Source organism: Catellatospora sp. KI3 (assembly GCF_029948125.1).
Lineage (GTDB): Bacteria > Actinomycetota > Actinomycetes > Mycobacteriales > Micromonosporaceae > Catellatospora.
Genome location: NZ_JASAMB010000010.1, coordinates 151,110 through 175,146, shown reverse-complemented (window position 1 = coordinate 175,146; position 24,037 = coordinate 151,110). Strand labels below are relative to the sequence as shown.

Below are 24,037 nucleotides of genomic sequence, written 5' to 3'. Positions count from 1 at the left end.
TATCGCGCGGAGTTGTCGGTTCCGTACGCCTATGCAGGCTGCGGTGGGGCGTGCCCCGGGACAACCCTTCTGTCGGGAAGAGAACGCTTCGCCGACCGCGGGAGCGCGGTCATCCGCGCGCTCCGGCAGGGTGGTCCTGCGTGGCTGGCGACGTCGGGCGGCGGGTCGCGGCCAGGTACACGAGGATCAGCGCGACGCTGAGCACGACCAGCGCCGGGCCCAGCGCCTCCACGCCCGCCGCGCCCATCAGCACCCCGATCAGCGACGGGATGATCGAGCCGCCGAGGCCCGCCCCGGCCATCTGCAGGCCGATGGTGCGGTCGGCGTGGGCCGGGCCGACCCGTTCGGCGGTGGTCAGGGTGAACATCGGGAACACCGCCGCGGCGGCGAACCCGATGACCATGAGCCCGGCCGCGGCCAGCCAGCCCGGCCCGGGAACGGCCACGAGCACCGCACCGGCCGCCATCCCGCCGATCGACACCGTCACGACCCGGTGCGGGTCCATCCGGTGCGCGGCGAACCCCTGCAGCACCCGTCCGGCGAACAGGCTGCCCCAGTACAGCGACACGCAGACGCCCGCGGCGGCGTCGCCCATGCCGCGGCCCTCGGTGAGCAGCTGGTATGCGAACAGGCCGGCGCCGACCTCGAGGGCGACGTACACGGCGATGGTCAGCACACTGAACCAGACCGCGGGCATGGCCAGCGTCTGGCGCACCGGGGGCTGGACCCTGACGGCGTGCGGGTGTTCGCCGTCGGCGGTGTGCCGGGTCCACTGGCGGGCGGTGAGCATGAACGCGACCGCCAGCGCGGCCTGGCCACTGGCCACGACGAGGTAGCCGGGGCGCCAGTCGTCGCCGTACTGGATGGCGGCGGTCATGATCAGCGGCCCGAGGGCGACGCCGAGGCCGAAGAAGGCGTGCAGCCAGTTCATGTGCCGGGGGCCGAACGCCGACGCGGCGTAGGCGTTGAGCCCGGCGTCGATCGCGCCGCCGGCGAACCCGGCGGCCAGGGCGGCGGCCATGGTGACCGCGAACGCCGGGGACAGCCCGTAGCCGAACAGGGCCAGGCTGGCCAGGGCGGTGCTGCCCGCGAGCAGCCGACCGACGCCGACGCGGGCCAGCAGGAACCCGGCCGCGATGCTGGACACGAGGTAGCCGCAGGTCGAGGGGATGAGCAGCAGGCCGATCGTCTCGCGGGAGACGTGCAGGTCGCCGCTCATCGACGGCCACGCCACGCCCAGCAGGCCGTCGGGCAGGCCGAGGCTGATGAAGGCGAAGTAGGCCAGGAGGAGCAGGGACCTGCGGATCGGTGCTTGGAGAGCGCTCACCCGGCGATCATGCCTGAATCCCGGTACCGCCGACAGCCCCGGGGCCAGGCATTCGGCGGCGATATACCGTGGGCCGGTGACCGGGTCAGGGGCGATGAGTCTTCATGTGGGCTGCGCGATGTGGTCGCTCAAGCCGTGGCAGGGGCGTTTCACGGCGCATCCGCTGCCCGCCGGTGAGCGGCTGCGCGCCTATGCGAGCTGGTGCAACGCGGTCGAGGGCAACACGACCTTCTACGCGACCCCGACCCGGGAGACGGTGGCCTCCTGGGCGGAGCAGACCGGTCCGGACTTCCGGTTCGTGCTGAAGCTGCCCAGGCCGGTCACGCACGAGCAGCGGTTGAGCGGTGCGGGCCCGGAGCTGCGGGAGTTCCTGGACGCGGTGGAGCCGCTCGGCCCGCGCGCGCACGCGCTGTGGCTGCAGCTGCCCGGCTCGTTCGGCCCGGGTGACCTCGACGTGCTGGCCGGGTTCCTGCGCCGCCTGCCCGCCGGGCACCGGTACGCCGTCGAGGTGCGCCACCGGGCGTTCTTCGACGACCCGCACGCCGTCGGGGCGCTGGAGGCGGTGCTGGCCGGGGCGGACGCGGAGTGGGTGCCGTTCGACACGGTGATGTTCTTCCAGGCTCCACCGACCAGTGACGCCGAGCGGGACGCCTGGACGAAGAAGCCGCGGATGCCGCGCCGCTCGCTGGCGCTCACCGACCGTCCGATCGTGCGCTACCTGGGCCGGGACTCCACCGAGCAGACGGTCGAGGGGTGGCGGTTCTGGGTGGAGGCGGTCGCCGGGTGGCTGCGGGAGGGGCGGCGGCCGACGGTGTTCATCCATACGCCCGACAACGCCGACGCCCCGCGGCTGTGCCGCCGCTTCCACGACGAGGTCCGGGCCGAGGTGCCGGAGCTGGCACCGCTGCCCGAACCGCTGCCGGTCGAGCGGGCCGAGCAGCCGACCCTGTTCTGAGCCCGTCGCGGTTCAGCGCCGGGCGGGCCGCCCGGCGGGGGACGGCCGGTTGGCGGTGAGGCGGTGCGGTGCGCCCCGGCGGGTCTCGGCGGGGCGTGCCTGGCCCGGCGTCGCGGCGGGGCCGGGGTCGGCGCGGCGCAGGTCGCGCAGGTGCAGGGTCATCGCGTACAGGAACAGGACGGCGCCGACCATCTCCAGCGCCTCCTCGGCCGAGGCGTACAGCAGGTAGTTGAAGTAGGGGCGGCCGGGTCCGACGTGCTCGGTCAGGGTGCGCCCGAGCGCGCCCGCGACCTCCAGGCCGGCGGCGCCGCCGACGTAGAGCACGCCGCTCCACGCCACCAGCCGGCGGACCGCCTTCGGCAGGTGCAGCAGGAAGCGCAGGTAGGTGACGGCGAAGAGCAGCACGAACGGGGCCACCGCCACGACCCAGGACAGGTAGGCCGTGCGGCCGGAGCCGGCCAGGCCGAAGCGTCCGGCCATCTCGTGGATGTGGCTGAGCTCGTCCATCGACAGCACCGCGAACACGCCGCACAGCACCGCCCAGTGCCACCGGTAGCGGCCGCGCGTGTCGCGTACGTGCCGGTAGACGCCCCAGAGCACGAACGACGAGCCCGCCAGCAGCATGCTGGAGAACCAGGTGGGGATGTTGGCCTCCTTGTCCACGTTGACGAAGCCGGTGAGGCGGCCGAAGTACGGCACCAGGTTGTGGATGCCGAGGTAGTGGTAGATGAAGTGGCTGCCCAGGCTGATCACGTGCAGCACCAGCACCGTGATCAGCAGGGCGCGTAGCAGCGCCTTGGGCCGGGGGAAGTAGATGTTCACGTCGGAGCCTCTCCGGCTCCGGGAACGGGACCGCCGCGGCGGCGGATCAGCGGAGCTATCCGCATATAACGGTACGAATCAGCACCGGTTACTCGGATCGTGGACCGCTGTCCCCGGGTGCCGCTAGAGTTCTCGCTCGCCGCCGGGCCCCGCGCCGGCGGTGAAGGGAGGCGTCGATGTCCGATCCGACGACCGAGGGGTACACCGTCGCGACCGAGGAGGTCGAGGCGATGGTGCGCAACCTCTGCGCGTACGCGTTGGGCGAGCCGGATCCGCTGCAGCGCTACGCCGACCTCACCTACCAGCAGGTCCTGTTCGACGGCATCGTGACCGCGCTGCAGCGCGAGCGCGGCCGCGCCCTGGCCGACCTGGTGGTCTCCGGCGTGCCGGTCGCCGACGTGGCCGCCAAGACCAACCTCGCCACCGTCCCGCGCGTACGCAAGCTGATCAGCACCGCCGGGCAGACCGAGCGGGTGAAGGCCGCGGCCAGGCCGGTGAAGGCGGTGCCCGCCCCGCCGCAGCCGCCCGAGCCGGTGGAGATCGCCGCCACCGGCAAGCGGATGCTGACCGAGGCCGAGCGCGTCGCGCTGGGGCTGCCCCCGGCGGTGCCGGTCCCCCGCGCCCGCCCGGTCAGGCGGCGGCGCAAGGCCGCCGCCTGAACCTGCTCAGGCCAGCGGCAGCACGCGGGCGATCCGGATGGACGTGCTGCTGCCACCGGCCGCCGGGTACGCGGCGCTGCCGTCGGCGTACGCCTTGAACGCCTGGTAGTCGTGGTCCTTGACGTTGATCGTGAACTTGGCGCCGACGGGCTTGCCGGTGCCCGCGTCGTACGCCTGCGCGGCCAGCCCGGAGCCCGACGCCCAGGCCAGCAGCATCCGCCCCGATCCGTAGCCGACCAGGTGCGGATGGCTCGACCTGGCCCCCGTCTTGACCGTCGTGTCCGAGCGCCCGGTGGTGAAGTGCTCCAGCCGCACCTGGCCGCCCTGGCTCCACGCGGTCCAGTACCCCTTGGTCGCGGCGAGCACCAGGTCCCCGCCGAACAGGGTGCCGTCGCAGGCGCCGCTCGCGACCGTGCGGTACGGGTCCGGGCGGGCGATGCGGCACGCGTTGTCGGTGGCGCAGACCATGACGAAGTGCTTCGTGCGCGGATCCCAGACGATGCGCGAGGTCCAGGCGTGGCTGCAGCCGACCTCGAAGCTGTCGTGCCCGGACAGCAGCTTGCCCGCGGCGTCGACGACCTGCATGCGGTCGCCCTCGTGGATGTCGACGCAGTCGCCGTTGCGCACGGTGATGGCGACGCCGAAGTACGCGGCGTAGTTCCTGCCGTCGGAGGCGAGGCGGCCGTGGTGCTGGTACCACCAGACGAACCGGGCGCCGGCGTCGTAGCCGCCCCGACCGCCGGTCAGGTTGGTGACCTGCCGCTCCCATACCTGGTGGCCGGAGTCGTCGAAGCGGACCATGAACATGGTCCGGCACGGGCTGGACGAGCCGCCGCAGAGCGGGCCAGTGCGGCAGTCGCCCTTGCGGGTGAGCAGCAGCACCCCGCCGGTGGCGTCGGCCTGGACGTCCTGCAGGTCGACGCCGGTGAAGCTGGTGGGCTTGCCGACGAGGCGGTCGTCGCAGTCGAGGCGCCCGAGGTGGACCTTGCCGTCGGTGCCCAGCCACGCCAGCCAGGAGCCGCCGGACGGGGTCGCGGCGATGGCCATGGGCAGCGGCTCGGTGTCGCCCTCGCGGCCGTAGCCGGTGACCTTGACCCCGACGTTGACCTCGGTGACCTTCACCTTCGGGGCGGTGCCGACCGGCCGGGCGCACTCGCCGGAGGTCGTCGGCGACGGCGACGGTGCGGCGGTCGGCGTGGCACCGGCCGGGGTGGTGCCCGGCGCCGCCGAACCGGCGGTCTCCAACCCGGACACGGGACCGGTCTGCGCGGGCGCGTCGGCGAGGTACGCGTTCGCGGCGATGCCGGTGGTGGCGAGGACCGCGACCGCCACGGCGGCGATCACGATGCGGCGGGAGGTCGGCATCCTCCTGCGGTGCCTGCTGCGGGGCGGCCGGATGTCACTCATGCCTGTGCGCTCCATATGTCTGTCGGCATTGGTGGCCGCGGGTACCCGGCTCCGCGATCAGCGCGACTCTACCGGCACCGCATAAGCCCCACGGCCGCGCCACTGCTCCGCCTTGCCCGGGCCGTCGGTGCCGGTGTCCACCGGTCGGTGGACAGCTGGATTCAGTCCGCCGGTCGTCCCTGGAGCACCCCCGCCGCCGCGACGCTTGAGACATGACATCGACTCCCCCTCCCCCGGCCATCCGGCTGCGCGGCCTGCGCAAGGCGTACGGCGGCCGCGAAGCCGTCGCGGGCCTGGACCTGACCGTCGCCTCGGGCGAGGTCTTCGCCCTGCTCGGCCCGAACGGCGCGGGCAAGACCACCACCGTGGAGATCCTCGAGGGCTACCGCCGCCGCGACGGCGGCGACGTCGCGGTCCTCGGCGAGGACCCTGGCACGGCAGGGCGCGGCTGGCGGGCCCGGCTGGGCATCGTCGCCCAGTCCGCCCACGACCTGGGCGACCTGACCGTCACCGAGGCCGTGCGCCACTTCGCGACCTGCTACCCGAATCCGCGCCCGGTGGGCCAGGTCGTCGAGCTGGTCGGGCTGACCGGCAAGGCGAAGGCGCGGGTACGGACCCTGTCCGGTGGCCAGCGCCGCCGCCTGGACGTGGCGATCGGCATCGTGGGCCGACCAGAGCTGCTGTTCCTGGACGAGCCGACGACCGGGTTCGACCCGGAGGCGCGCCGCCAGTTCTGGGACCTGATCCGGCTGCTCAACGCCGAGGGCACCACCATCCTGCTCACCACCCACTACCTGGACGAGGCCGAGGTGCTGGCCGACCGGCTCGCGGTGATCGCGGGCGGGCGGATCGTCGCCGAGGGCACCCCGGCGACCGTCGGCGGCCGCGAGACCCAGCTGGCCACCGTCGCCTGGACCGACGCCACCGGCCGCCGCACCGAGCAGACCGCCGACCCGGCCGCCCTGATCACCGCGCTGACCGCCGCCGGTCCGGTGGCCGACCTGAGCGTGACCCGCCCCTCCCTTGAGCAGACCTACCTGACCCTGATCGGAGCAGACCGGTGACCAGTGTCTCCCTGCCTTCCAGCGGCCGCCTTGGCCTGGCCCGCGGCGCGGTGGAGCTGCGCCAGTTCTTCCGCAGCAAGGCCGCCGTCGGGTTCAGCCTGGCGTTCCCGGCGCTGCTGCTGGTGCTGCTCGGCTCGATCTTCAAGGACTCCGGCCAGCATCCGGCGGCGTCGGTGGCGCAGGTCTTCTCGGCCAGCATGATCGCGTACGGGATCGTGTCGACCGCGTTCATCTCGATCGGCACCGGCATCGCCACCGATCGCGAGGACGGCACGCTCAAGCGGCTGCGCGGCACGCCGATGACCGCGCTGGCGTACTTCATCGGCAAGCTCGTCGTCGTGGTGGTCACCACGCTGGCCGAGGTGGCGCTGCTGCTGGCGGTGGGGGTGCTCGCGTTCGACATGGAGCTGCCCGACGACGCCGGGCGGTGGCTGACCTTCGCCTGGGTGCTGGCGCTGTCGGTGGTGGCCAGCACCGCCCTCGGGGTGGCGGCCAGCGCGCTGGTGCGCAACTCGCGCAGCGCCGGGGTGGTGCTGAACGTGCCGGTGGTGGCGCTGCAGTTCCTGTCCGGGATCTTCGTGCACCCGATCAGCTCGCTGCCGGGCTGGATGGTGACGGTGGCGTCGTTCTTCCCGGTGAAGTGGATGGCGCAGGGGTTCCGGTCGGTGTTCCTGCCCGAAACGCTTGCCGCGCAGGAGCTGGCGGGCGGCTGGGAGCACGGCCGGATCGCGCTCGTGCTGGGCGCCTGGTGTGTGATCGGATTGGCGCTGTGCCTGACGACCTTCCGCTGGACCACAGAGGACAGATGAGCCGCCGCGAGTCCTGGTCCACGACGCTGCGGACGTGGGACCTGTACTTCGCGATCGCGTACGTCGTCGTGCTGGTGCTCGTGGTCGCCGACCAGGGCATCGGCACGGCGCGCGGCGCTGTCGCGGCGGGGGCGCTGACGGCGATGGCCGTGCTGTACGCGTGCTGGGGGCGGCCGCTGGTGGCCTGCGACGCCGACTCGGGGCGCGTGTGGCCGTTCATCGGTGCGCTGCTGGTGCTGCAGATCGCGGCGATCGCGGCGGTGCCGGTCACCGCGTACATCGACTTCGCGCTGTCGCCGCTGATGTTCATGAGCCTGCCGCTGGGGCAGGCCATCGCCGGTGCGACCGTCGCCAACCTGATGCCGCTGGCCCTGGCCCTGGGGCGGCGCGCCGACGGGGCGGACCTGCACACCACCGCCATCATGTCGGTCTTCGGGGTCAGCCTGTCGGTACTGATGGGCGTGTTCATCATCCGGGTGCTGAACCAGAGCCAGGAGCGGCTGAAGCTGATCGGCGAGCTGGAGGCCAGCCGGGGCGAGGTGGCGCGGCTGTCGCGGGAGGCGGGGGTGGCCGCGGAGCGGTCGCGGCTGGCCGGGGAGATCCACGACACGCTGGCACAGGGTTTCACCAGCATCGTGACGCTGCTGCAGGCGGTGGGCGCGGAGCTGGAGCGCGATCCGGTGCGGGCCCGCGAGCACGTGGACCTGGCGGTGCGTACGGCGCGGGAGAACCTGGCCGAGTCGCGGGCGCTGATCGCGGCGCTGCAGCCGGCCGCACTGGACGCGGGGTCGCTGGAGCAGGCGGTGCGCCGGCAGGCGGAGCGGCTGGCGGAGGAGATCGGCGTCGAGGTGTCGTACGCGGTCGGCGGGCAGCCGTATCCGCTGCCCACCGCGGTGGAGGTGGTGCTGTTGCGGGCGGCGCAGGAGGCGCTGGCCAACGTACGGCGGCACGCGGGGGCGGCGGTGGTGCTGGTGCGGTTGGACTACCGGGCCGAGGGGGTGGCGTTGAGCGTGCAGGACGACGGGCGCGGCTTCGACGCGGAACGGGACGCGCAGGGGTTCGGCCTGCCGGGGATGCGGGCGCGGGCGGCGCAGGTGAGCGGGGTGCTCACGGTGGACACCGAACCGGGCCGGGGCACGGCCGTCACGCTGGAGGTGCCGTCATGATCACCATTCTGCTCGCCGACGACCATCCGGTGGTACGGGCCGGGCTGCGCGGGATGCTGGAGGCCGAGCCGGACCTGCGGGTGGTCGGTGAGGCGGCGTCGGGTCCGGAGGCGGTCACCGCCGCGGCGGCGCTGCTGCCCGACGTGATCCTGATGGATCTGCGGATGCCGGGCGGGGACGGTGCCAGCGCCACCGAGCGGATCCTGCGCGGCGGTTCGCGCAGCCGGGTGGTGGTGCTGACGACGTACGAGAGTGACGCCGACATCCTGCGGGCGGTGGAGGCGGGGGCGTCGGGGTACCTGCTGAAGGACGCCTCGCCGGGTGACCTGGCGGCGGCGGTGCGGGCGGCGGCGCGCGGGGAGACGGTGCTGGCGCCGTCGGTGGCCGGGCGGCTGCTGCGGCAGGTGCGCCAGCCCGCGCAGCCCGGCCTGTCGGCGCGGGAGGCCGAGGTGCTGCGGCTGGTGGCGCGCGGGCTGACCAACGGTGACATCGGGCGGGAGCTGTTCATCTCGGAGGCGACGGTGAAGACGCACCTGCTGCGGATCTTCACCAAGCTCGACGTCGCCGACCGGACCGCCGCGGTGACCACCGCGATGGCCCGCGGGCTGCTCTGATCAGGAGCAGGCCGCGGGCCGGCGGGTCAGGACAGCGTGATCGGGCAGGGCACGCCGTTGAAGGTTGCCTCGGACGGGGCGACCAGCGGCCCGGTGAGCGTGAACCCGACCGGCGGATTGCTCGTCGCGCCCGGTGCCACGGCCGGGTACCAGCCTGAGCTGGTGAGGGTCAGCCTCGGGCCGACCTGGTACCAGTTGGCGTTGCGCACGCTGGTGATGGTCTGCCCGTCCGCCCACTTGAACCTGATCGACCACGACGGGGCGATCGGCGCCGCCGAGATGTTCTTGAAGGTGAGGGTGACGTTGGACAGGTTGCCCCAGATGACGCTGGCCGTCACGTTGATCTCGGCGACGCAGGGGCCGGTCGGCGGTGACGGCTCGGGCAGGCTGTCGGTGAGGCGGATGTCGTCGAGCGAGGCGGTGGCCGTGCGCATGTAGAAGCCGACCCGGTCGCCCTGCTGGATGCCGCCGGGGTCGGCGGCGCTGAGGGTGGCGGTGGCGCCGCCGGGCGCGGTGACGCTGCCGGTGACGGTGCCCGCGGTCGGGAAGCTGAGGCTCAGCCCGTACCAGGTGCCGAGGGTGTGCGGGAACGGCACCGACGCCAGGACGATGGTCGTACCCCAGGAGACCTGCCCGATCTCGAACGTGGTGCCGCCGCGCAGGCCCGCGTAGTAGAGGTTGTTCGGGTTGGCGACGCGGCCGGTGAGGCTGACCAGGTTCGCCGGGCTCAGCGTGCTGGTGGGTTTGATCCGGCCGGTGACGGTGGTGCCGGTGCCGGAGCCCGAGCCGGCCCAGGCGGTCGGGCTGAGCGTGGTGCCCGACTGCCTCCACACCTTCGAGCCGTCCTCGCTGACGACCGACCAGGTGCCGCCGCTGCCGGTCAGCCAGATGTTGGCGGTGGGCTGCTCGAAGTCGTCGGCGAACAGGACGGCGGCCTGGGCGGGCGCGGCGGCCAGCAGGCCGGTGCCGACGGCGAGCCCGCAGGCGAGCAGCGCCGCCGTCAATACGCGGCGATATCGGATTACTTTGGACATGGCGCCTCCGGGAGACGGGCCGCAGCGGCCGGGAGGTCCATCGTGGCGGGATCGGCGCCGCGCGGGGGCGGTTCTTGGACACGGTTGGACAGGGCCGTGCGGTACGTCACCCGGTCGGAATAACAGCAAGCCAGGCCCGTTGGCCCGTCGGTAGATTGGCCGCATGCCCCCACGTCTGCCGCATCCTGACCCTGGCGTTCCGGACACGAGAGGGCCCGTGCGCTACCTGTGGTGGCTCATCCGCTGCCAGTGGCCGCGGGCGCTGCGGGCGGGCGCGGTCGCCACCGCGTGGATGATCGGCCTGGCGGTCCGGCCGTACCTGATCGCGCGGGCGATCGACGACGGGCTGCGCGCCGGGGACGCCGGGGCGCTGCTGGACTGGGTGGCGGCGATCGTCGCGTCCGGCGTGGTGGTGGCGTACCTGGGGATCACGCGGCACCGGACGATGACGTTCCTGCGCGAGGACGCGACCGCGCGCTCGTCGCAGGTGATCCTGCACCACATCGCGCGGCTGGGGGCGGTGCTGCCGCGCAAGGTCGCCGCGGGTGAGGTGGCGACGGTTTCGGGCACCGACGTGTCGCACACGTCCTGGTCGCTCACGATGACCGGGCCGGGCGTGGGCGCGGTCCTGTCGTACGCGACGGGTGCGGTCGTGCTCTGGTCGGTCGATCCGATGCTGGCCCTGTTCGTGCTGCTGGGCGTGCCGGTGGTGGCGCTGGTGGTCGGGCCGCTGCTGAACCGGCTGCAGCGGGTGGACACCGGCTACCGGCAGGAGCTGGGGCTGCTGACGACCCGCGCCGGCGACATCGTGTCGGGGCTGCGGGTGCTGGCCGGGGTCGGCGGGCGGGACCTGTTCGCGCGCCGCTACGCCGACCGGTCGCAGCGGCTGCTGCGGCAGGGCTACCGGGTCGGCGCGATCACCAGCTGGGTGCACGCGCTGACGATCGGCATCCCGGCGCTGTTCCTGGCCGCGATCGTGTGGCTGGCCGCGCGGATGGCCGCCGAGGGGCAGATCACCGTCGGGGAGATGGTCGCCGTGTACGGCTACGTGGCCGTCCTGGCGGTGCCGGTCTGGTTCCTGCTCGAGGGCGGCTTCATGGCCGTACGCGGCATCGTCGCCGCCCGGCGCATCATCGCCCTGCTCCGGCTGGAGCCCGACCTGGTGCCCGGCGCCCGCCCCGCCCCGGTCGGCCCCGCCGACCTGCACGATCCGCACTCCGGGCTGACCGTCGCGGCGCACGGCATGATCGGCGTCGCGGCCGCCGACCCCGCGGACGCGATCGCGCTGGCCGACCGGCTCGGCGGCTACGTGCCCAGTGACGCGACCTGGGGCGGGCTGCCGGTGACCGCGGTCGACCCGGCCCAGGTGCGGGCGCGGATCCTCGTCGCCGACCACGACTCGTACCTGTTCAGCGGGGCGCTGCGCGACGTGCTGCGGCTGCGCGCGGATGTCACCGACGCGCAGGTCGCCGCCGCGATCCGTACCGCGTCGGCCGACGACGTGGTCGACTCGCTGCCCGGCGGCCTGGACGCGGTGGTCGAGGCGCGCGGCCGCAACCTGTCCGGCGGCCAGCGCCAGCGCATCCGGCTCGCCCAGCACCTGCTCGCCGAGCCGGACGTGCTGATCCTGATCGACCCGACCTCGGCCGTCGACTCGCACACCGAGGCCCGGATCGCGGCACGGCTGCGCGAGCACCGCGCCGGCCGGGCAACGGTCGTCTGCGCGACCTCGCCGCTGCTGCTGGACCGGGCCGACCTGGTGGCGTACCTGCGCGAGGGCCGGGTGGCCGCCGTCGGCACCCATGAGGAGCTGCTGAAGACCGAGCCCGGCTACCGGGCGCTGGTGGCCCGCGAGGCCGACGAACCCGAGACCGACGCCGCCGGAATGGGAGCACTGCGTTGACCGCCACCACCGCCACGACCGCACCGGAGCAGCCGGTGGCCAGGGCCCTGCCCGTCGCCGACGGCGCGACCGTGCGCCGGTCGGTGGCCGAGCTGGCCCGCGCCGAGAAAGGGGCGCTGCTCCTGGCGCTGGCGCTGCACGTGGCCGCGGCGGTCGCCGGGCTGGCCTCGCCGTGGCTCATCGGGCAGATCGTCGACCGGGTGAGCAGCGGCCAGGGCGCCGCGCACGTGGACCGGCTCGCGCTGACCATCGGCGCCTGCGTGGTGGCGCAGGTCCTGCTGTCGCGCACCGCGCAGAACATCGGCAACCGGGCCAGCGAGCGGGCCAACGCGCGGCTGCGGGAGGACTTCGTCGCCCGTACGCTGCGGCTGCCGATCTCGGTGGTGGAGCGGGCCGGCACGGGCGAGCTGGCCACCCGCAGTTCGGTCGATGTGGCCACGGTCGGCAACACCGTGCGCGAGGTGGTGCCGACGGTGCTGATCTCGGCGATCCAGCTGGTCCTGGTGGTGGCGGCGGTGTTCCTGCTGGAGCCGGTGCTGGGGTTCGCGGTGCTGGCCGGGGTGCCGACCACGGCCGCGGTGGCGCGCTGGTACCTGCGGCGGGCGCCGCGGGCGTACCTGGCCGAGGGTGAGGCGACCTCGGAGCTGACCGAGTCGCTGACCGCGACCGCCGAGGGCGCGCGGACGGTGGAGGCGCTGCGGCTGGGTCCGGCGCGGGTGCGCGAGGGCACGGCCCGGATCGCGCGCCAGTGGCAGACCCGTCGCGCCACGCTGGGGCTGCGCAGCGTCTTCTTCCCGATCACCGAGGCCGGGTACGCGCTGCCCGCCGCGGCGATGCTGCTGGCGGGCGGGTTCTTCCTCGACCGCGGCTGGGTCACCCTCGGCACGGTCGTCTCGGCGACCCTGTACGCCCAGCAGACCATCGACCCGCTCGACCGGATCATGGTGTTCCTGGAGCAGGCCCAGCGCGGCGTGGCCTCGCTGTCGCGGGTGCTGGGCATCGGCCTGGTCCCGCCGGAGCCGCGGGGCAGCGCCGCGGCCCCGCCCGGCCGGCGGCTGGTCGCCAGCGGGGTGCGGTTCTCCTACCCCGGCGGCGGCGACGTGCTGCACGGCATCGACCTGGAGGTGCGCCCCGGCGAGCGGCTGGCGGTGGTCGGCCCGTCCGGGGCGGGCAAGTCGACGCTGGCCCGGCTGCTGGCCGGGATCGACGCCCCGCGCGAGGGCGCGGTCAGCCTCGGCGGGGTGCCGGTGTCCGAACTGGACCCGGCCGAGCGGCGCCGCCGGATCGCGCTGGTCACCCAGGAGCACCACGTCTTCATCGGCACGCTGCGCGACAACCTCGCCTTCGCCGCGCCGGGCGCCTCCGCCGGGGACATGCTGTCGGCGCTGGTGTCGGTGGGGGCAGACTGGTACGCCGACCTGCCCGACGGCCTGGACACGGAGCTCGGCGACGGGGCGCGGCAGCTGAACCCGGCCGACGCGCAGCAGTTGGCGCTGGCGCGGCTGGTGCTGGCCGACCCGCACACGCTGATCCTGGACGAGGCGACCGCCGCCCTCGACCCGACCACCGCCCGGCGGACGGAGCGGTCGCTGGGTGCGGTGCTGGCGGGGCGGACGGTCATCGCGATCGCGCACCGGCTGTACACCGCCCACGACGCCGATCGGGTCGCGGTGCTGGAGGGCGGCCGGATCAGCGAGCTGGGCAGCCACGAGGAGCTGGTGCGCGCGGGTGGGGCGTACGCGGCGCTGTGGCGTTCCTGGCACGGCGACCAGGCCTGAGCGCAGGGCCGGGAGGCGGCGGCCGCCTCCCGGCACCCCGGTTCAGCCCAGGGTGACCTTGGCGCCCTTCTTTGCCGTGTCCACCCACAGCGACGAGTCGCCGTCGACGGCGGCGCCCCACTGCGACGGGTCGCCGTCGACGGCCGCGGCCTGGCCCCACTGCGACGGGTCGCCGTCGGCGGCGGAGGCGGCGGTGGCCGTGGCGAGGGCGCCGACCGTGACGACGGCGGCCAGGGCGGCGAGGCGGGCGAGCTTGCGCACCGGAGTCTCCTTCCGTGCGGCGGGACCTTCCCGCGGCACGGCATCAGGTTCGTACGCCCGGCTTGGGGTCGGCTTGGGAGCGGCTTGGCGGGCAGGTGCGGCGTTCGGGGCACCGCGGGTCCCGGGGTGCCGTCTACGCTGGCGGCCGTGACCGTCACGGGGAGGGACACCGATGGATTTCCGCTTGCTCGGGCCGGTCGAGGCGGAGGTGGACGGGCGGGCGGTGCAGCTCGGCGGCGAGAAGCCGCGGACGCTGCTCGCGACGCTGCTGCTGGAGCGGGGGCGGGTGGTCCCGGCGGCGCGGCTCATCGACATCGTCTGGGGTGAGAGCCCGCCCGACAGCGCCCGCGCCCTGGTGCAGACGTACGTCTCCACGCTGCGGCGGCAGGGCCTGGCGTCGGTCATCCAGACCGAACCGGCCGGGTACTCGGCGCAGGTCGACCCGGAGCGCCTCGACCTGGCGCGGTTCGAACTGCTGCTGGCCCAGGCGCGGGCGCGCAGTGCCGACGGCGACCGGCAGGCCGCGATCGAGGCGCTGCGCACCGCCGAGGCGCTGTGGCGCGGCGGCGCGCTGACCGGGATCGACAGCGAGGTGCTGGCGGGTGAGGCGACCCGCCTCAACGAGCTGCGCCTGACCGCCACGGAGGAGCGGATCGCGGCCGAGCTGGCGCAGGGGCAGCACGGCAGGCTGCTGCCGGAGCTGACCGGCCTGGTGGGCCGGCACCCGGCCAACGAGCGGCTGCGCGGCCAGCTGATGCTGGCGTACTACCGGCTGGGTCGGCAGGCCGACGCGCTGGCGTGCTTCCGGGAGGGCCGCGACGTCCTGATCGAGGAGCTGGGGGTCGAGCCGGGTGCCGAGCTGCACCGGCTGCACGCGGCGATCCTGCGCGGTGACCTGCCCGAGGTCGAGGCGCCGCGGACCGCCGGGGCCGCGCTGCCGGTGCCGGCGCAGCTGCCGCCGGTGCCCGCGGACTTCACCGGCCGGGACGAGGTGCTGGCCGCGCTGCTGCCGCTGGCCGGGCTGCGGGTCATCGCGGGTGCGGGCGGCACCGGCAAGACGTCGCTGGCGGCGCGGCTGGCGCAGGACTCCCGCGGTTCCTACCCCGACGGGCAGCTCTTCGCCGACCTGCGCGGGATGGCGGACCTGCCCGCCGAGCCGGGTGAGGTGCTGGGCGGGTTCCTGCGCGCGCTGGGCGTCCCGGTCGCCGACGTGCCCGGCACGTCGGACGAGCGGGCGCAGCGGTTCCGGGCGCTGCTGTCGGGGCGGCGGGTGCTCGTGCTGCTCGACGACGCGGCGACCGAGCAGCAGGTGCGGCCGCTGCTGCCGGGCGGGCCGGACTGCGCGGTGCTGGTCACCTCGCGGGACCGGCTGGTCGGCCTGGCCGGGGTGGAGCTGACGGAGCTGGACGTGCTCACCGTCGAGGAGGCGGTGGCGCTGCTCGCCCGCATCGTCGGTGCCGACCGGGTCGCGGCCGAGCCGGCGGCCGCGCGGACGATCGTGGACCACTGCGCCCGGCTGCCGCTGGCGATCCGGGTGGCGGGCGCGCGGCTGGCGGCGCGGCAGCGGCTGCCGCTGTCCTGGCTGGCTGAGCGGCTCGGCGACGAGAGCCGCCGCCTGCACGAGCTGAGCCCGGGTGACCAGGGGGTGCGGGCCAGCATCGCGCTCAGCTACGTGGGGCTGTCCGATCCGGCGCGAACCGCGCTGCGGCGCCTCGGCTACCTGGGCGTCACCCATTTCGGCCCGTGGGTGGCCGGCTGGCTGCTCGACGTCGCCGACGCCGACGGTGAGGAGCTGGTGGAGGCGCTGGTCGACGCGCAGCTGGTCGAGTTCGCCGGGATCGACGAGCTGGGGCAGCTGCGCTACCGGATGCACGATCTGGTCCGGCTGTACGCCCGGGAGCGGGCCGCCGCGGAGGAGGCGCCCGAGGCGCTGGCCGCGGCGGTGGCCCGGGCGCTGATGTCGTGGCTGTCGCTGGTGGACCAGGTGCACGCGTCCTCGCCGCCGGACGACATCCGCTGGCCCCGGCCCGAGGTGGTCACGGCCCCGGTCTCGGCTGAGCTGGCGCGGGCGGTGCGGGCCGATCCCGCCGCGTGGTTCGCCGCCGAGCAGGTGTCGCTCACCGCCGCGGTCGAACGGGCCGCCGGTCTCGGCCTGCATGAGCTGGCCTGCGCGTTCGCCCCGGAGCAGTACTCGGTGGTGTTCAGCGGCGCGGACCGGTTCGAGGTGCGCGAGCGGGTGGTCGGGGCGGCGCTGGCCGCGGCCCGGCGGGCCGGGGACGGCTTCCGGGAGGCGGTCATGCTCGCCGACCTCGGCGGGCTGCGCTACATGCAGGACCGCTACACCGAGTCGCAGCAGGTGTACGGGCAGGCGCTGGGCCGGTTCCGGGAGGTCGGCGACGTACGCGGGCAGGCGGCCGCGCTGGCGGGGCTCGGCGGTTCGTGCCGGGAGTCCGGGCGGCTGGCCGAGGCGGTCCACTTCCTGGAGCAGGCGGCGACGCTGCTGGAGGGGCTGGGTGAGGACACCGGCATCGGCTACACCCGGCGGCTGATCGGGTCGGTGCGGCTGGAGCAGGGCCGCTACGAGCAGGCGTGGACCAATCTGGAGCAGTCGGTGGCGGCGTACCGCCGCTCGGGCAGTCGCCGCGGTGAGGCGCTGAGCCTGCGCACCCTGGGCCTCTACCACCGGGCGCGGGACGAGCACGGGCCCGCCGAGCGGGCATGCGCCGAGGCGGTGGAGATCTTCGAGCAGATCGGGCACCCGTTCCTGCGCACGTATGCGGTGCGGTCGCTGGCCAAGGCGCGGCTGCGGCAGGGGCGGCTCGGCGAGGCGCTGGCGCCGCTGGAGGAGACCCTGGCGGCCAGCCGGATCGCGCAGGACCGGTTCGGGCAGGCGTCGAGCCTGCGGACGCTCGGGGAGCTGCACCTGGCCGCGGGCCGGCTGGACCTGGCGGAGGAGTTCCTGGTCGCGGCCAGGCAGCTGTGGTCGGTGCTGGAGCTGCCGCTGTGGGAGGCGCGCACCGATCGCGACCTGGCCCTGCTGCGCCGCGCGCAGGGTGACGAGGCCGCGGCCGCGGCGCTGGTGGCGGGGGCGCGCAAGGTGTTCCACGAGCACGGAACCCGGGAGTATGACGAGCTCACGCCCCCTATAACCGGCGTTGAAGGCGGGCTGAAGCACAGCTAGAGGACCCGCCGCGAACCTTTCGGTGTCAGCAAGGAAGACACCGAAAGGAACGGGACAATGTCCATCGCACTCCTCAAGCGCATCGGCACCACTGTCGTCGCGACCGCGGCGGTCGCCTTCGGAGTCGTCGTGGCCCCCACGGCCGCGCACGCCACCGTCGGCAGCGGCATCGTCACGATCGCGCAGCGCGAGCTCAACGACAGCCTGCGCAACGTGGAGATCGGCAACAACTGCACCTACTACGGCGGCCAGATGTTCGGCTGGCCGGCCTGCGGCGGCCGGTCGGGCTGGGGCGGGGGCGGCGACGACTACGCCTGGTGCGCGGCGTTCGCCAAGTACACCTGGCGCGAGGGCGGGGTGACCTCGTACCTGTCGGAGGTGACCGGCATGGCGCGGTCGTTCAAGACGTACGGCCAGAACCACGGCACCTGGCACGCCCGCAGCAGCGGCTACGTGGCGCAGCCCGGCGACGCGGTGGTGTTCGACTGGGAGGGCGACGGGGTCATCGACCACGTCGGCATCGTGAAGTCGGTGTCGGGCACGACCCTGTACACGATCGAGGGCAACACCAGCGACTCGATCAAGGCCAAGACCTACACCAGCTACACGGGCAACTCCGACATCGTCGGGTTCACCACTCCGGTCGGCGCCGGTGGCGGCGGCGGCTCGTCGCTGGCCAGCCCGATCCTCGGGTACGACGCGGGCAACTACACGGTCATGTACCGCTGGAACTCCAACGGCACCTCGTTCGGCAGCTACTCCACCGCCACGCACGCCGGGTACGACCTGGACGGGGTCGGTGACCGGGTCGCCTCCGGCGACGTCGACGGCGACGGCACCGACGACACCGTGATGGCCATGCAGAACCCGGACGGCACGTTCAGCTTCAAGGTCCTGCTCCACGGCACCGCGGCGCCCCAGACCTGGTACACCTCCGGCCCGTTCAACCTCGGCCCGGTCGCCAACCGGCTCGTGCTCGCCGACGTCAACGGCGACGGCAAGGCCGACCCGATCCTCGGCTACGACAGTGGCACCACGACCATCCTGTACCGCTGGTACTCCACCGGCAGCTCCTTCGGCAGCTACTCGACGGCGACCTACGCCGGTATCGACCTGGACAACGTGGGCAACCGCATGGCCGCCGCCGACGTCAACGGCGACGGCAGGGACGACACGGTCATCGCGCTGCAGAACGCCGACACCTCGTTCACGTACAAGGTGTTCCTGAGCGGGACGACCGCGCCGGTCGACTGGTACACCTCCGGCCCGTTCAGCCTGGCCCCGGTCGGTGACCGGCTGATCCTGGCCGACGTCAACGGCGACAGCAAGGCCGAGCCGATCCTGGGCTACGACGGCGGCACCTACCTGGTCCTGTACCGCTGGTACTCCAACGGCAGCTCGTTCGGCAACCTGTCCACCGCGACCTACTACAACATCGACCTCGACAACGCCGGCTCGCGGATGGCCGCCGGCGACGTCAACGGCGACGGCATGGACGACACCGTGATCGCGGTCCAGAACGCGGACACCTCCTTCACGTACAAGGTGTTCCTGAACGGGACCATCGCGCCGGTCGACTGGTACACCTCCGGCCCGATGAGCCTCGCCCCGGTGGCCAACCGGCTGCTGGTCGGCTCCTGGCTGTGACAGCCGCAACCTGAACCACGACCGGGAACCGGGTCGCCTCGCGGCGGTCCGGTTCCCGGTCGTTCCAGCACGAACATGGAAGGAGAGCAGAGATGACATCGGAGTGCCTCGTCGACGTCGACAGCTGGCACATCGACGTGCCGGTCGCCGAGTGCGGCGAGCCGCTGGTCGACCTGGCCGGCAGCGAGGTGCTGCAGGTGGGTCCGGACCGGGCGGTGCGGGTGCGGCTGGCCGTGGCCGACCGGCTGGTGGTGGCGCAGAGCCTGCTGCCGCGCGGAGTGCGGCTGCTGGTCGTGGCCGGGCACCGGACGGACGGGACGCCGCACGGTCCGCACGCCACCGGCGGGGAGGTCGACGTGACGCTGTGCGGCGCGGACGGTACGCCCCTGTGGCTGGGCACGCAGGTGCCCGACGTCGGCGGGCCCAGCCGGCTGGCCGACGAGGTCGCCGACGACGGGGCCGGTGCGCACCGGGCGCTGCTGGGCCGGGCCATGACGGCCGCCGGGATGGTCAACCATCCGGCGGCGTGGTGGCACTGGTCCTACGGCGAGCACCTGTGGGCCCTGGCCACCCGGGCCGCCGCCCGCTACGCCCGGGTGGCCGGTCCGTCCTGACCGGATCGGGGGCTGGACGCCGGGCGGGGCCGGGAGATCGACTCCCGGCCCCGCCCGGCCGAACGGTTGGTGCCTTTCGTCTGTGCCGGTCAGGCGGCCGGGTTGACCACGCTGACGGTCAGGATGTTGCCCGTCTGGCCGGTGACCGTGGCGGTGACGCCGTGGCCGGCGACCTTGACGCTGTTGGTCGGGTTGGCGGTGTCGTAGTACGCCAGCGGATCGGCGTCGGCGAACACCGGGATGCCCGCGTTCGCCGGGGCGCAGGCCGCCAGGGTCTGCACGGTCTGCGTCTTGCCGCTGCCGACCAGCGCCTCCTTGTGCAGGCAGACCTGCGGGACGGGCTGGATGCCGAACGTCGCGTCGAACGGCTGGCGGCGGTTGGTGGGGCTGGTGCCGTCGGAGTAGAGCATCGACGCGGGGTGCGCGTCGACCGGCAGCGACAGGCCGGTGCCCGGGTGCTGGGAGGTGTTGTTGTCCTCCTGGCCGTGGTTGACGTACCAGACGAGCATGCCGGGCTGGAACGGGAAGAACTCGACCTTGTTCGGCGCGCTGTAGGCGTAGCTGAACTGGTACGGGCCGGTGCGCAGCGTGTCGTCGTAGCCGGTGTACTGGCGGTTCTCCAGCAGGTAGTACCGCTCGGCCGAGGTCGACACGGTGCCGGTGGAGCGCTGCCACTGGCCGGTGGCGGTCCAGGTGCCGGGGGTCTCGGCGTCGTCGGTGAACACCGTGGCGTTGCCGGCCTTGGCCGTGATGTCGTCGATGAAGGCGCCGGCGAAGTGCACGCCGCCGTCGGTCTGGTAGCGGAACCGGAACTGGGTGGCCGCGCCGCCCGCGGTGTAGGAGTACCGCAGCGTGGTCCACTTCCCGGCCGACGAGCCGGTGATCGGCTGTCCGGCCTGCGTCCAGGTGGCGCCGCCGTTGGCGGAGTACTCGAAGTACAGGTAGTCGTAGCCCGACTCGATGTCGTACCACGCCTTGGCGGTCACGGTGACCTTGGAGGTGGCGGGCACGGCGTGCGCCAGGGCCTCGTTGAGCTGGTCGGCGCTGCCGGTCCACCACGCGTACTGCCCGGAGGCCGGGGTGGTGTACGTGGTCGACGTCGTCGCGGGCGGCAGGTTCACCTTGATCGCCTGCGCGTTGGCGGCGTTGGCGTCCTGGGCCGGGTCCAGTTGGATGGTGCCGCTCTGGCCGGGGGCGACCTCGCGGTAGTCCAGCCAGCCGAGGAACAGCTTCTCCTCCGGGCCCATCAGGCCGGGGGTGTTGCCGATGCCCTCGTCGGCCTCGGCGCCGTGGCCGAGCCACGAGCCGGAGCTCATCAGGGTCCAGAACGAGGTGCTGTTGTCGCCGCTGTTGGTGTCGTAGTAGTCCGGCAGGCCGAGGTCGTGGCCGAACTCGTGGGCGAACACGCCCAGGCCGCCGTTCTCGGGCTCGGTGGTGTAGTCGCCCAGCCAGTAGTTCGAGTCGCCGATGCGGGCGCCGCCGGACAGGTTCTGCCGGCCGCTGACGGTCGGGCCGGTCAGGCCGAAGTCGGTCGCGTTGACGTACCAGCGGTGCGACCAGATGGCGTCCTCGCCCTGGGCGCCGCCGCCGGCGTCCTCGCCTTCACCGGCGTGTACGGCCTGGAAGTGGTCGAGGTAGCCGTCGGGCTCGTCGAAGTCGCCGTCGCTGTCGAAGTCGTAGCGGTCCCACACGTCGAACTGCGCCAGGTAGGCGTCGATCTGCGCGGGGGTCATCGAGGCGAGGGCGTGCCGGTACCAGGCGTTGCCGGTGTCGGCGATGAACGCCCAGGAGCCGCCGTTGTCCTCGATGGCGTTGTCGCCGTAGTAGGACTCGTTGTAGGGCACCTGCACCCAGTCGCTGACCGTGTTGCTGACCGAGTACCTGCCCGAGGACAGCTGCTCGTAGAAGCTCTTCATCGACTCGCCCGAGCCGTTGAACAGGTTCTCGTAGTGGGCGGTGCTGAAGTCGGCGGCCCAGCCGGTGGAGTTGTCGGTGCTGCGGTCGGGCTGCGGGATCTGGTTGTGCAGCGGGCCGGGGGCGGTGCCGTACTTGCCGGCGCTCTGGGTGCCGAACTCGGCCAGTACCGTGAAGATCTTGTCGGTCTTCTCGAAGGCCACCTCGACGACGTTGTCCGTCTCGGCGTCGACCGTGACGTTGCCCCGGGCGTCGATGTGCGCCTTGCCGCGCCCGACCAGGTCGAGGGCGGCCTTGCGCTTGTCGGTCCACTGCTTGGTGCGCGGGCCGGGCCGGTTGTCGGACCGGTGGGTCGCGTTGTCCGCCGCGGGTCGCGCGGCGTTCCCGCTCGTGGCGGGTGCCGCACCGGCCGGCCACTGCAGGGCTGCGGCGACCAGCACCGCCGCACCGGCCGCGCCGACCGCGGCGATGATCGGCTTTCTCATCGTGGGTCCCTCCCCAGGAACGCGTGAGGTGGAGCGTTGAGGCTCCACCTGCCGGAGTTTCACACGTGATCACGAGGGGTCGGGAGCAGCCGCCCGGCCGGTGATCCGTCAACAGTGTTGACGTCGTTGTGGACGGCCTGTCCGCCGCCGCAGCTCATACTTGCGTCGTCGAGTACTTTATCTGTTACAGTACTAGTCGTGCCCGAGAAGTTTGACAGCGATACATTTCTGGCGAGCGACGCGTTCGCAGCCGACCTCCTGCGGGGGCACACCGACACGATCGTGTTGGCGGTGCTGAGCCAGGGCGAGAGCTACGGCTTCGAGATCTTCAAGACCATCCGCGACGCCACCGGCGGGGCGTACGAGATCAAGGAAGCCACCCTCTACGCCAGCTACCGGCGGCTGCTCAAGGACGGCCTGGTGGAGGCCTTCTGGGGCGACGAGACCCAGGGCGGCCGCCGCAAGTACTACCGCATCACCGATGCGGGCCGGGCCGTCTACGGCCACAACGTCCAGGCCTGGGAGATCACCCGCGGCCTCATCGACTCCCTGCTCCGGCTCGGCAAGTCCGACCCGGGCACCACCCGTACCGGAAGGCGGCCGTGATGACCGACAGCAGCCTGGCGATCCACCGCCTCCTCGACGAAGCGTTCGCCGGCATCGACATGACCGCCGAGGCCCGCGACCTCAAGGAGGAGATGCGCGCCAACCTGGTCGCCCGCGTCGCCGAACTCGAGCAGTCCGGCGTCGGCGGCGACGAGTCCGCGCGGCGCGCCATGGCCGAACTCGGCGACGTGCGGTCGATCGTGGCCGAGACCGCCGGGGCACCCTCGGCGGCGCCGTGGCTGGACCAGCGGGTGCGGCCCCGACCCGCGTTCGTCCTACGGACCTTGCTGCTGTCGCTGCTGGCCACGGCCGCCCTGGCGATCCTGGTGCTGACCGTCCTGCACACCATGGGGATCATCTGGGAGATCCTCGCGGTCGCGGTGCTGGCGGCGACCGGCGGCCTGATCACCGCCGACGCGCTGCGGCAGGAGACCACCACGAACTACCCCCTGCCCACCGGCCGGGCGCTGGGCTACGGCGCGGCCGCCGCGCTGGGCCTGGCGGGCGCCGGGATCGTCGCCACCGCCTACCCCGAGTGGCCCGTCGGCCCGCTGGTCGCGGCCGGGGTGCTGCTGGTCGTCGCGGCCGTCGCGTTCACCTGGCTGGGCGTGACCCAGACCAACCGGCACAAGCCATGGGTGGTACGCATGCAGCGCGAGCACCACGAACTCGGCGACCCGTTCGCCGGGGACCCGGCCGCGGCGGCCCGGTTCGGGATCTACACCGCGGCGATCTGGATCGCGGCGCTCGGCGGGTTCGTGCTGCTGACGCTCACCGCCGGCTGGGCGTGGTCGTGGCTGGCCCTGCTGGGCGGCCTGCTGGCGATGCTGGTCCTGATGGCGCGCACCCTGTTCCGACCGCGCGGCTGAGCACCTCCCGGCACCGGCCGGATGCCCGCCGCGGCATCCGGCCGGTCGGCCTGTGTACGCGGGCCCGCCGCAGGATTACAGTGCCCGATCATGGACGCCCTCATCGTCTGCCTGTGGATCTGCGCCGGTGCCTGCGCCGCGACCTGGATCGCCTCCCTGATCAGCAACGAGCACTCGTGGGTGGACCGGATCTGGTCGATCGTCCCGGTGGTGTACGTGGCGGTGTTCGCCGCCGCGGCCGACTTCGGCGACACCCGGCTGAACGTGCTGACCGCGCTGGTGCTGCTGTGGGGGGCGCGGCTGACGTTCAACTTCGCCCGGCGCGGCGGGTACGCCCCCGGCGGCGAGGACTACCGCTGGGCGATCCTGCGGGCACGGCTGGCGCCGTGGCAGTTCCAGCTGTTCAACCTGGGCTTCATCACGGTGTACCAGAACATCATCCTGCTGCTGATCACGCTGCCGGCGTACACGGCGCTGACCCACCCGCGGCCGTTCGGGGCGCTCGACGCGCTGCTCGCCCTGGTCTTCCTCGGCCTGCTCGCCGGTGAGACCGTCGCCGATCAGCAGCAGTGGGACTTCCACCGGCGCAAGCACGCCGCGCTCGCGGCCGGCCAGGAGCCCGAGTCGCGGTTCGCGCGCGGCGGACTCTTCAAGTACTCGCGCCACCCGAACTACTTCTTCGAGCAGGCCCAGTGGTGGGTGGTGTTCGGGTTCGGCGCGGTCGCGGCCGCCTCGCTTCCGCAGTGGACGGTCATCGGTGCGGTCCTGCTCACCGCGCTGTTCGTCGGCTCGACGGTCTTCACCGAGAGCATCACCCGCTCCCGCTACCCCGAGTACGCCGACTACCAGGCGCTCACTTCGCCGATCATCCCCTGGCCCCCACGCCGCGAACCCGGCCAGGCCAGCGTCTGATCAACGGCCC

20 protein-coding genes are annotated in these 24,037 nt (G+C 73.4%); 14 read left to right on the top strand and 6 right to left on the bottom strand.

The window, feature by feature from the left end:
* Window positions 1-109 precede the first annotated feature (109 nt).
* A complete protein-coding gene (locus QEZ54_RS18200) occupies window positions 110-1,327 on the bottom strand; it encodes an MFS transporter (RefSeq protein WP_281305829.1) in 1,218 nt (405 codons plus the stop codon).
* A 94-nt stretch (window positions 1,328-1,421) separates the two neighbouring features.
* Here QEZ54_RS18200 and QEZ54_RS18195 point away from each other — a divergent pair, with 94 nt between their 5' ends.
* Entirely contained in the window at window positions 1,422-2,282 is an 861-nt protein-coding gene (locus QEZ54_RS18195) for a DUF72 domain-containing protein (protein ID WP_281305924.1), read from the top strand.
* Window positions 2,283-2,294: 12 nt separating this feature from the next.
* Here QEZ54_RS18195 and QEZ54_RS18190 read toward each other — a convergent pair whose 3' ends face one another.
* Window positions 2,295-3,104, bottom strand: coding sequence for a hypothetical protein (locus QEZ54_RS18190; protein WP_281305828.1), 810 nt, complete (start codon window positions 3,102-3,104; stop codon window positions 2,295-2,297).
* 176 nt (window positions 3,105-3,280) lie between these two features.
* On the opposite strand from QEZ54_RS18190, the gene QEZ54_RS18185 reads away from it, so the two are divergent.
* On the top strand, window positions 3,281-3,763 hold the full coding sequence (locus QEZ54_RS18185; RefSeq protein WP_281305827.1) for a hypothetical protein: 483 nt from the start codon (window positions 3,281-3,283) through the stop codon (window positions 3,761-3,763).
* 6 nt (window positions 3,764-3,769) lie between these two features.
* Here the strand turns inward: QEZ54_RS18185 and QEZ54_RS18180 are convergent, their stop codons facing one another.
* Complete coding sequence (locus QEZ54_RS18180) at window positions 3,770-5,170, bottom strand: hypothetical protein (RefSeq protein ID WP_281305826.1); 1,401 nt, start codon at window positions 5,168-5,170, stop codon at window positions 3,770-3,772.
* 212 nt (window positions 5,171-5,382) lie between these two features.
* Between QEZ54_RS18180 and QEZ54_RS18175 the strand changes: the two genes are divergently transcribed.
* From QEZ54_RS18175 to QEZ54_RS18160, 4 genes are read left to right on the top strand one after another with little or no spacing between them, the layout of a single operon-like run.
* Window positions 5,383-6,234 (top strand): ABC transporter ATP-binding protein, encoded by an 852-nt coding sequence (locus tag QEZ54_RS18175; protein ID WP_281305825.1) that lies wholly within the window; start codon window positions 5,383-5,385, stop codon window positions 6,232-6,234.
* On the top strand, window positions 6,231-7,043 hold the full coding sequence (locus QEZ54_RS18170; RefSeq protein WP_281305824.1) for an ABC transporter permease: 813 nt from the start codon (window positions 6,231-6,233) through the stop codon (window positions 7,041-7,043). The genes QEZ54_RS18175 and QEZ54_RS18170 overlap by 4 nt, the downstream gene beginning before the upstream one ends.
* Window positions 7,040-8,209: a sensor histidine kinase gene (locus QEZ54_RS18165; RefSeq protein WP_281305823.1), complete on the top strand. Its 1,170-nt coding sequence runs from the start codon at window positions 7,040-7,042 to the stop codon at window positions 8,207-8,209. The genes QEZ54_RS18170 and QEZ54_RS18165 overlap by 4 nt, the downstream gene beginning before the upstream one ends.
* Entirely contained in the window at window positions 8,206-8,823 is a 618-nt protein-coding gene (locus QEZ54_RS18160) for a response regulator transcription factor (protein WP_281305822.1), read from the top strand. The genes QEZ54_RS18165 and QEZ54_RS18160 overlap by 4 nt, the downstream gene beginning before the upstream one ends.
* Window positions 8,824-8,849: 26 nt before the next feature.
* On the opposite strand, the gene QEZ54_RS18155 is transcribed toward QEZ54_RS18160, so the two are convergent.
* Complete coding sequence (locus tag QEZ54_RS18155) at window positions 8,850-9,857, bottom strand: cellulose binding domain-containing protein (RefSeq protein ID WP_281305821.1); 1,008 nt, start codon at window positions 9,855-9,857, stop codon at window positions 8,850-8,852.
* A gap of 217 nt (window positions 9,858-10,074) precedes the next feature.
* On the opposite strand from QEZ54_RS18155, the gene QEZ54_RS18150 reads away from it, so the two are divergent.
* Together QEZ54_RS18150 and QEZ54_RS18145 are read left to right on the top strand one after the other, a co-directional pair.
* Window positions 10,075-11,760, top strand: a complete 1,686-nt coding sequence (locus QEZ54_RS18150) for an ABC transporter ATP-binding protein (RefSeq protein WP_348650554.1) — start codon at window positions 10,075-10,077, stop codon at window positions 11,758-11,760.
* 35 nt (window positions 11,761-11,795) lie between these two features.
* Window positions 11,796-13,538 (top strand): ABC transporter ATP-binding protein, encoded by a 1,743-nt coding sequence (locus QEZ54_RS18145; RefSeq protein ID WP_281305922.1) that lies wholly within the window; start codon window positions 11,796-11,798, stop codon window positions 13,536-13,538.
* 42 nt (window positions 13,539-13,580) lie between these two features.
* Here the strand turns inward: QEZ54_RS18145 and QEZ54_RS18140 are convergent, their stop codons facing one another.
* A complete protein-coding gene (locus QEZ54_RS18140) occupies window positions 13,581-13,799 on the bottom strand; it encodes a hypothetical protein (RefSeq protein ID WP_281305820.1) in 219 nt (72 codons plus the stop codon).
* Between the two features lie 172 nt (window positions 13,800-13,971).
* On the opposite strand from QEZ54_RS18140, the gene QEZ54_RS18135 reads away from it, so the two are divergent.
* The 3 genes from QEZ54_RS18135 to QEZ54_RS18125 all read left to right on the top strand — a co-directional run bounded on the left by QEZ54_RS18135 (window position 13,972) and on the right by QEZ54_RS18125 (window position 19,241).
* Window positions 13,972-16,980, top strand: a complete 3,009-nt coding sequence (locus QEZ54_RS18135) for a BTAD domain-containing putative transcriptional regulator (protein WP_281305819.1) — start codon at window positions 13,972-13,974, stop codon at window positions 16,978-16,980.
* 57 nt (window positions 16,981-17,037) lie between these two features.
* Entirely contained in the window at window positions 17,038-18,627 is a 1,590-nt protein-coding gene (locus tag QEZ54_RS18130) for a CHAP domain-containing protein (protein ID WP_281305818.1), read from the top strand.
* Window positions 18,628-18,719: 92 nt separating this feature from the next.
* On the top strand, window positions 18,720-19,241 hold the full coding sequence (locus QEZ54_RS18125; protein WP_281305817.1) for a M15 family metallopeptidase: 522 nt from the start codon (window positions 18,720-18,722) through the stop codon (window positions 19,239-19,241).
* An 89-nt stretch (window positions 19,242-19,330) separates the two neighbouring features.
* Here the strand turns inward: QEZ54_RS18125 and QEZ54_RS18120 are convergent, their stop codons facing one another.
* Window positions 19,331-21,640 carry an immune inhibitor A domain-containing protein gene (locus QEZ54_RS18120; protein WP_281305816.1) on the bottom strand — a complete coding sequence of 770 codons (2,310 nt, stop codon included), beginning with the start codon at window positions 21,638-21,640 and terminating at the stop codon, window positions 19,331-19,333.
* A gap of 198 nt (window positions 21,641-21,838) precedes the next feature.
* On the opposite strand from QEZ54_RS18120, the gene QEZ54_RS18115 reads away from it, so the two are divergent.
* The 3 genes from QEZ54_RS18115 (at window position 21,839) to QEZ54_RS18105 (ending at window position 24,027) form a co-directional block, all read left to right on the top strand.
* Window positions 21,839-22,246, top strand: a complete 408-nt coding sequence (locus tag QEZ54_RS18115; RefSeq protein WP_281305815.1) for a PadR family transcriptional regulator — start codon at window positions 21,839-21,841, stop codon at window positions 22,244-22,246.
* Window positions 22,246-23,115 carry a permease prefix domain 1-containing protein gene (locus QEZ54_RS18110; RefSeq protein ID WP_281305814.1) on the top strand — a complete coding sequence of 290 codons (870 nt, stop codon included), beginning with the start codon at window positions 22,246-22,248 and terminating at the stop codon, window positions 23,113-23,115. The genes QEZ54_RS18115 and QEZ54_RS18110 overlap by 1 nt, the downstream gene beginning before the upstream one ends.
* Window positions 23,116-23,205: 90 nt before the next feature.
* Window positions 23,206-24,027 (top strand): DUF1295 domain-containing protein, encoded by an 822-nt coding sequence (locus tag QEZ54_RS18105; RefSeq protein ID WP_281305813.1) that lies wholly within the window; start codon window positions 23,206-23,208, stop codon window positions 24,025-24,027.
* Window positions 24,028-24,037: the final 10 nt, after the last annotated feature.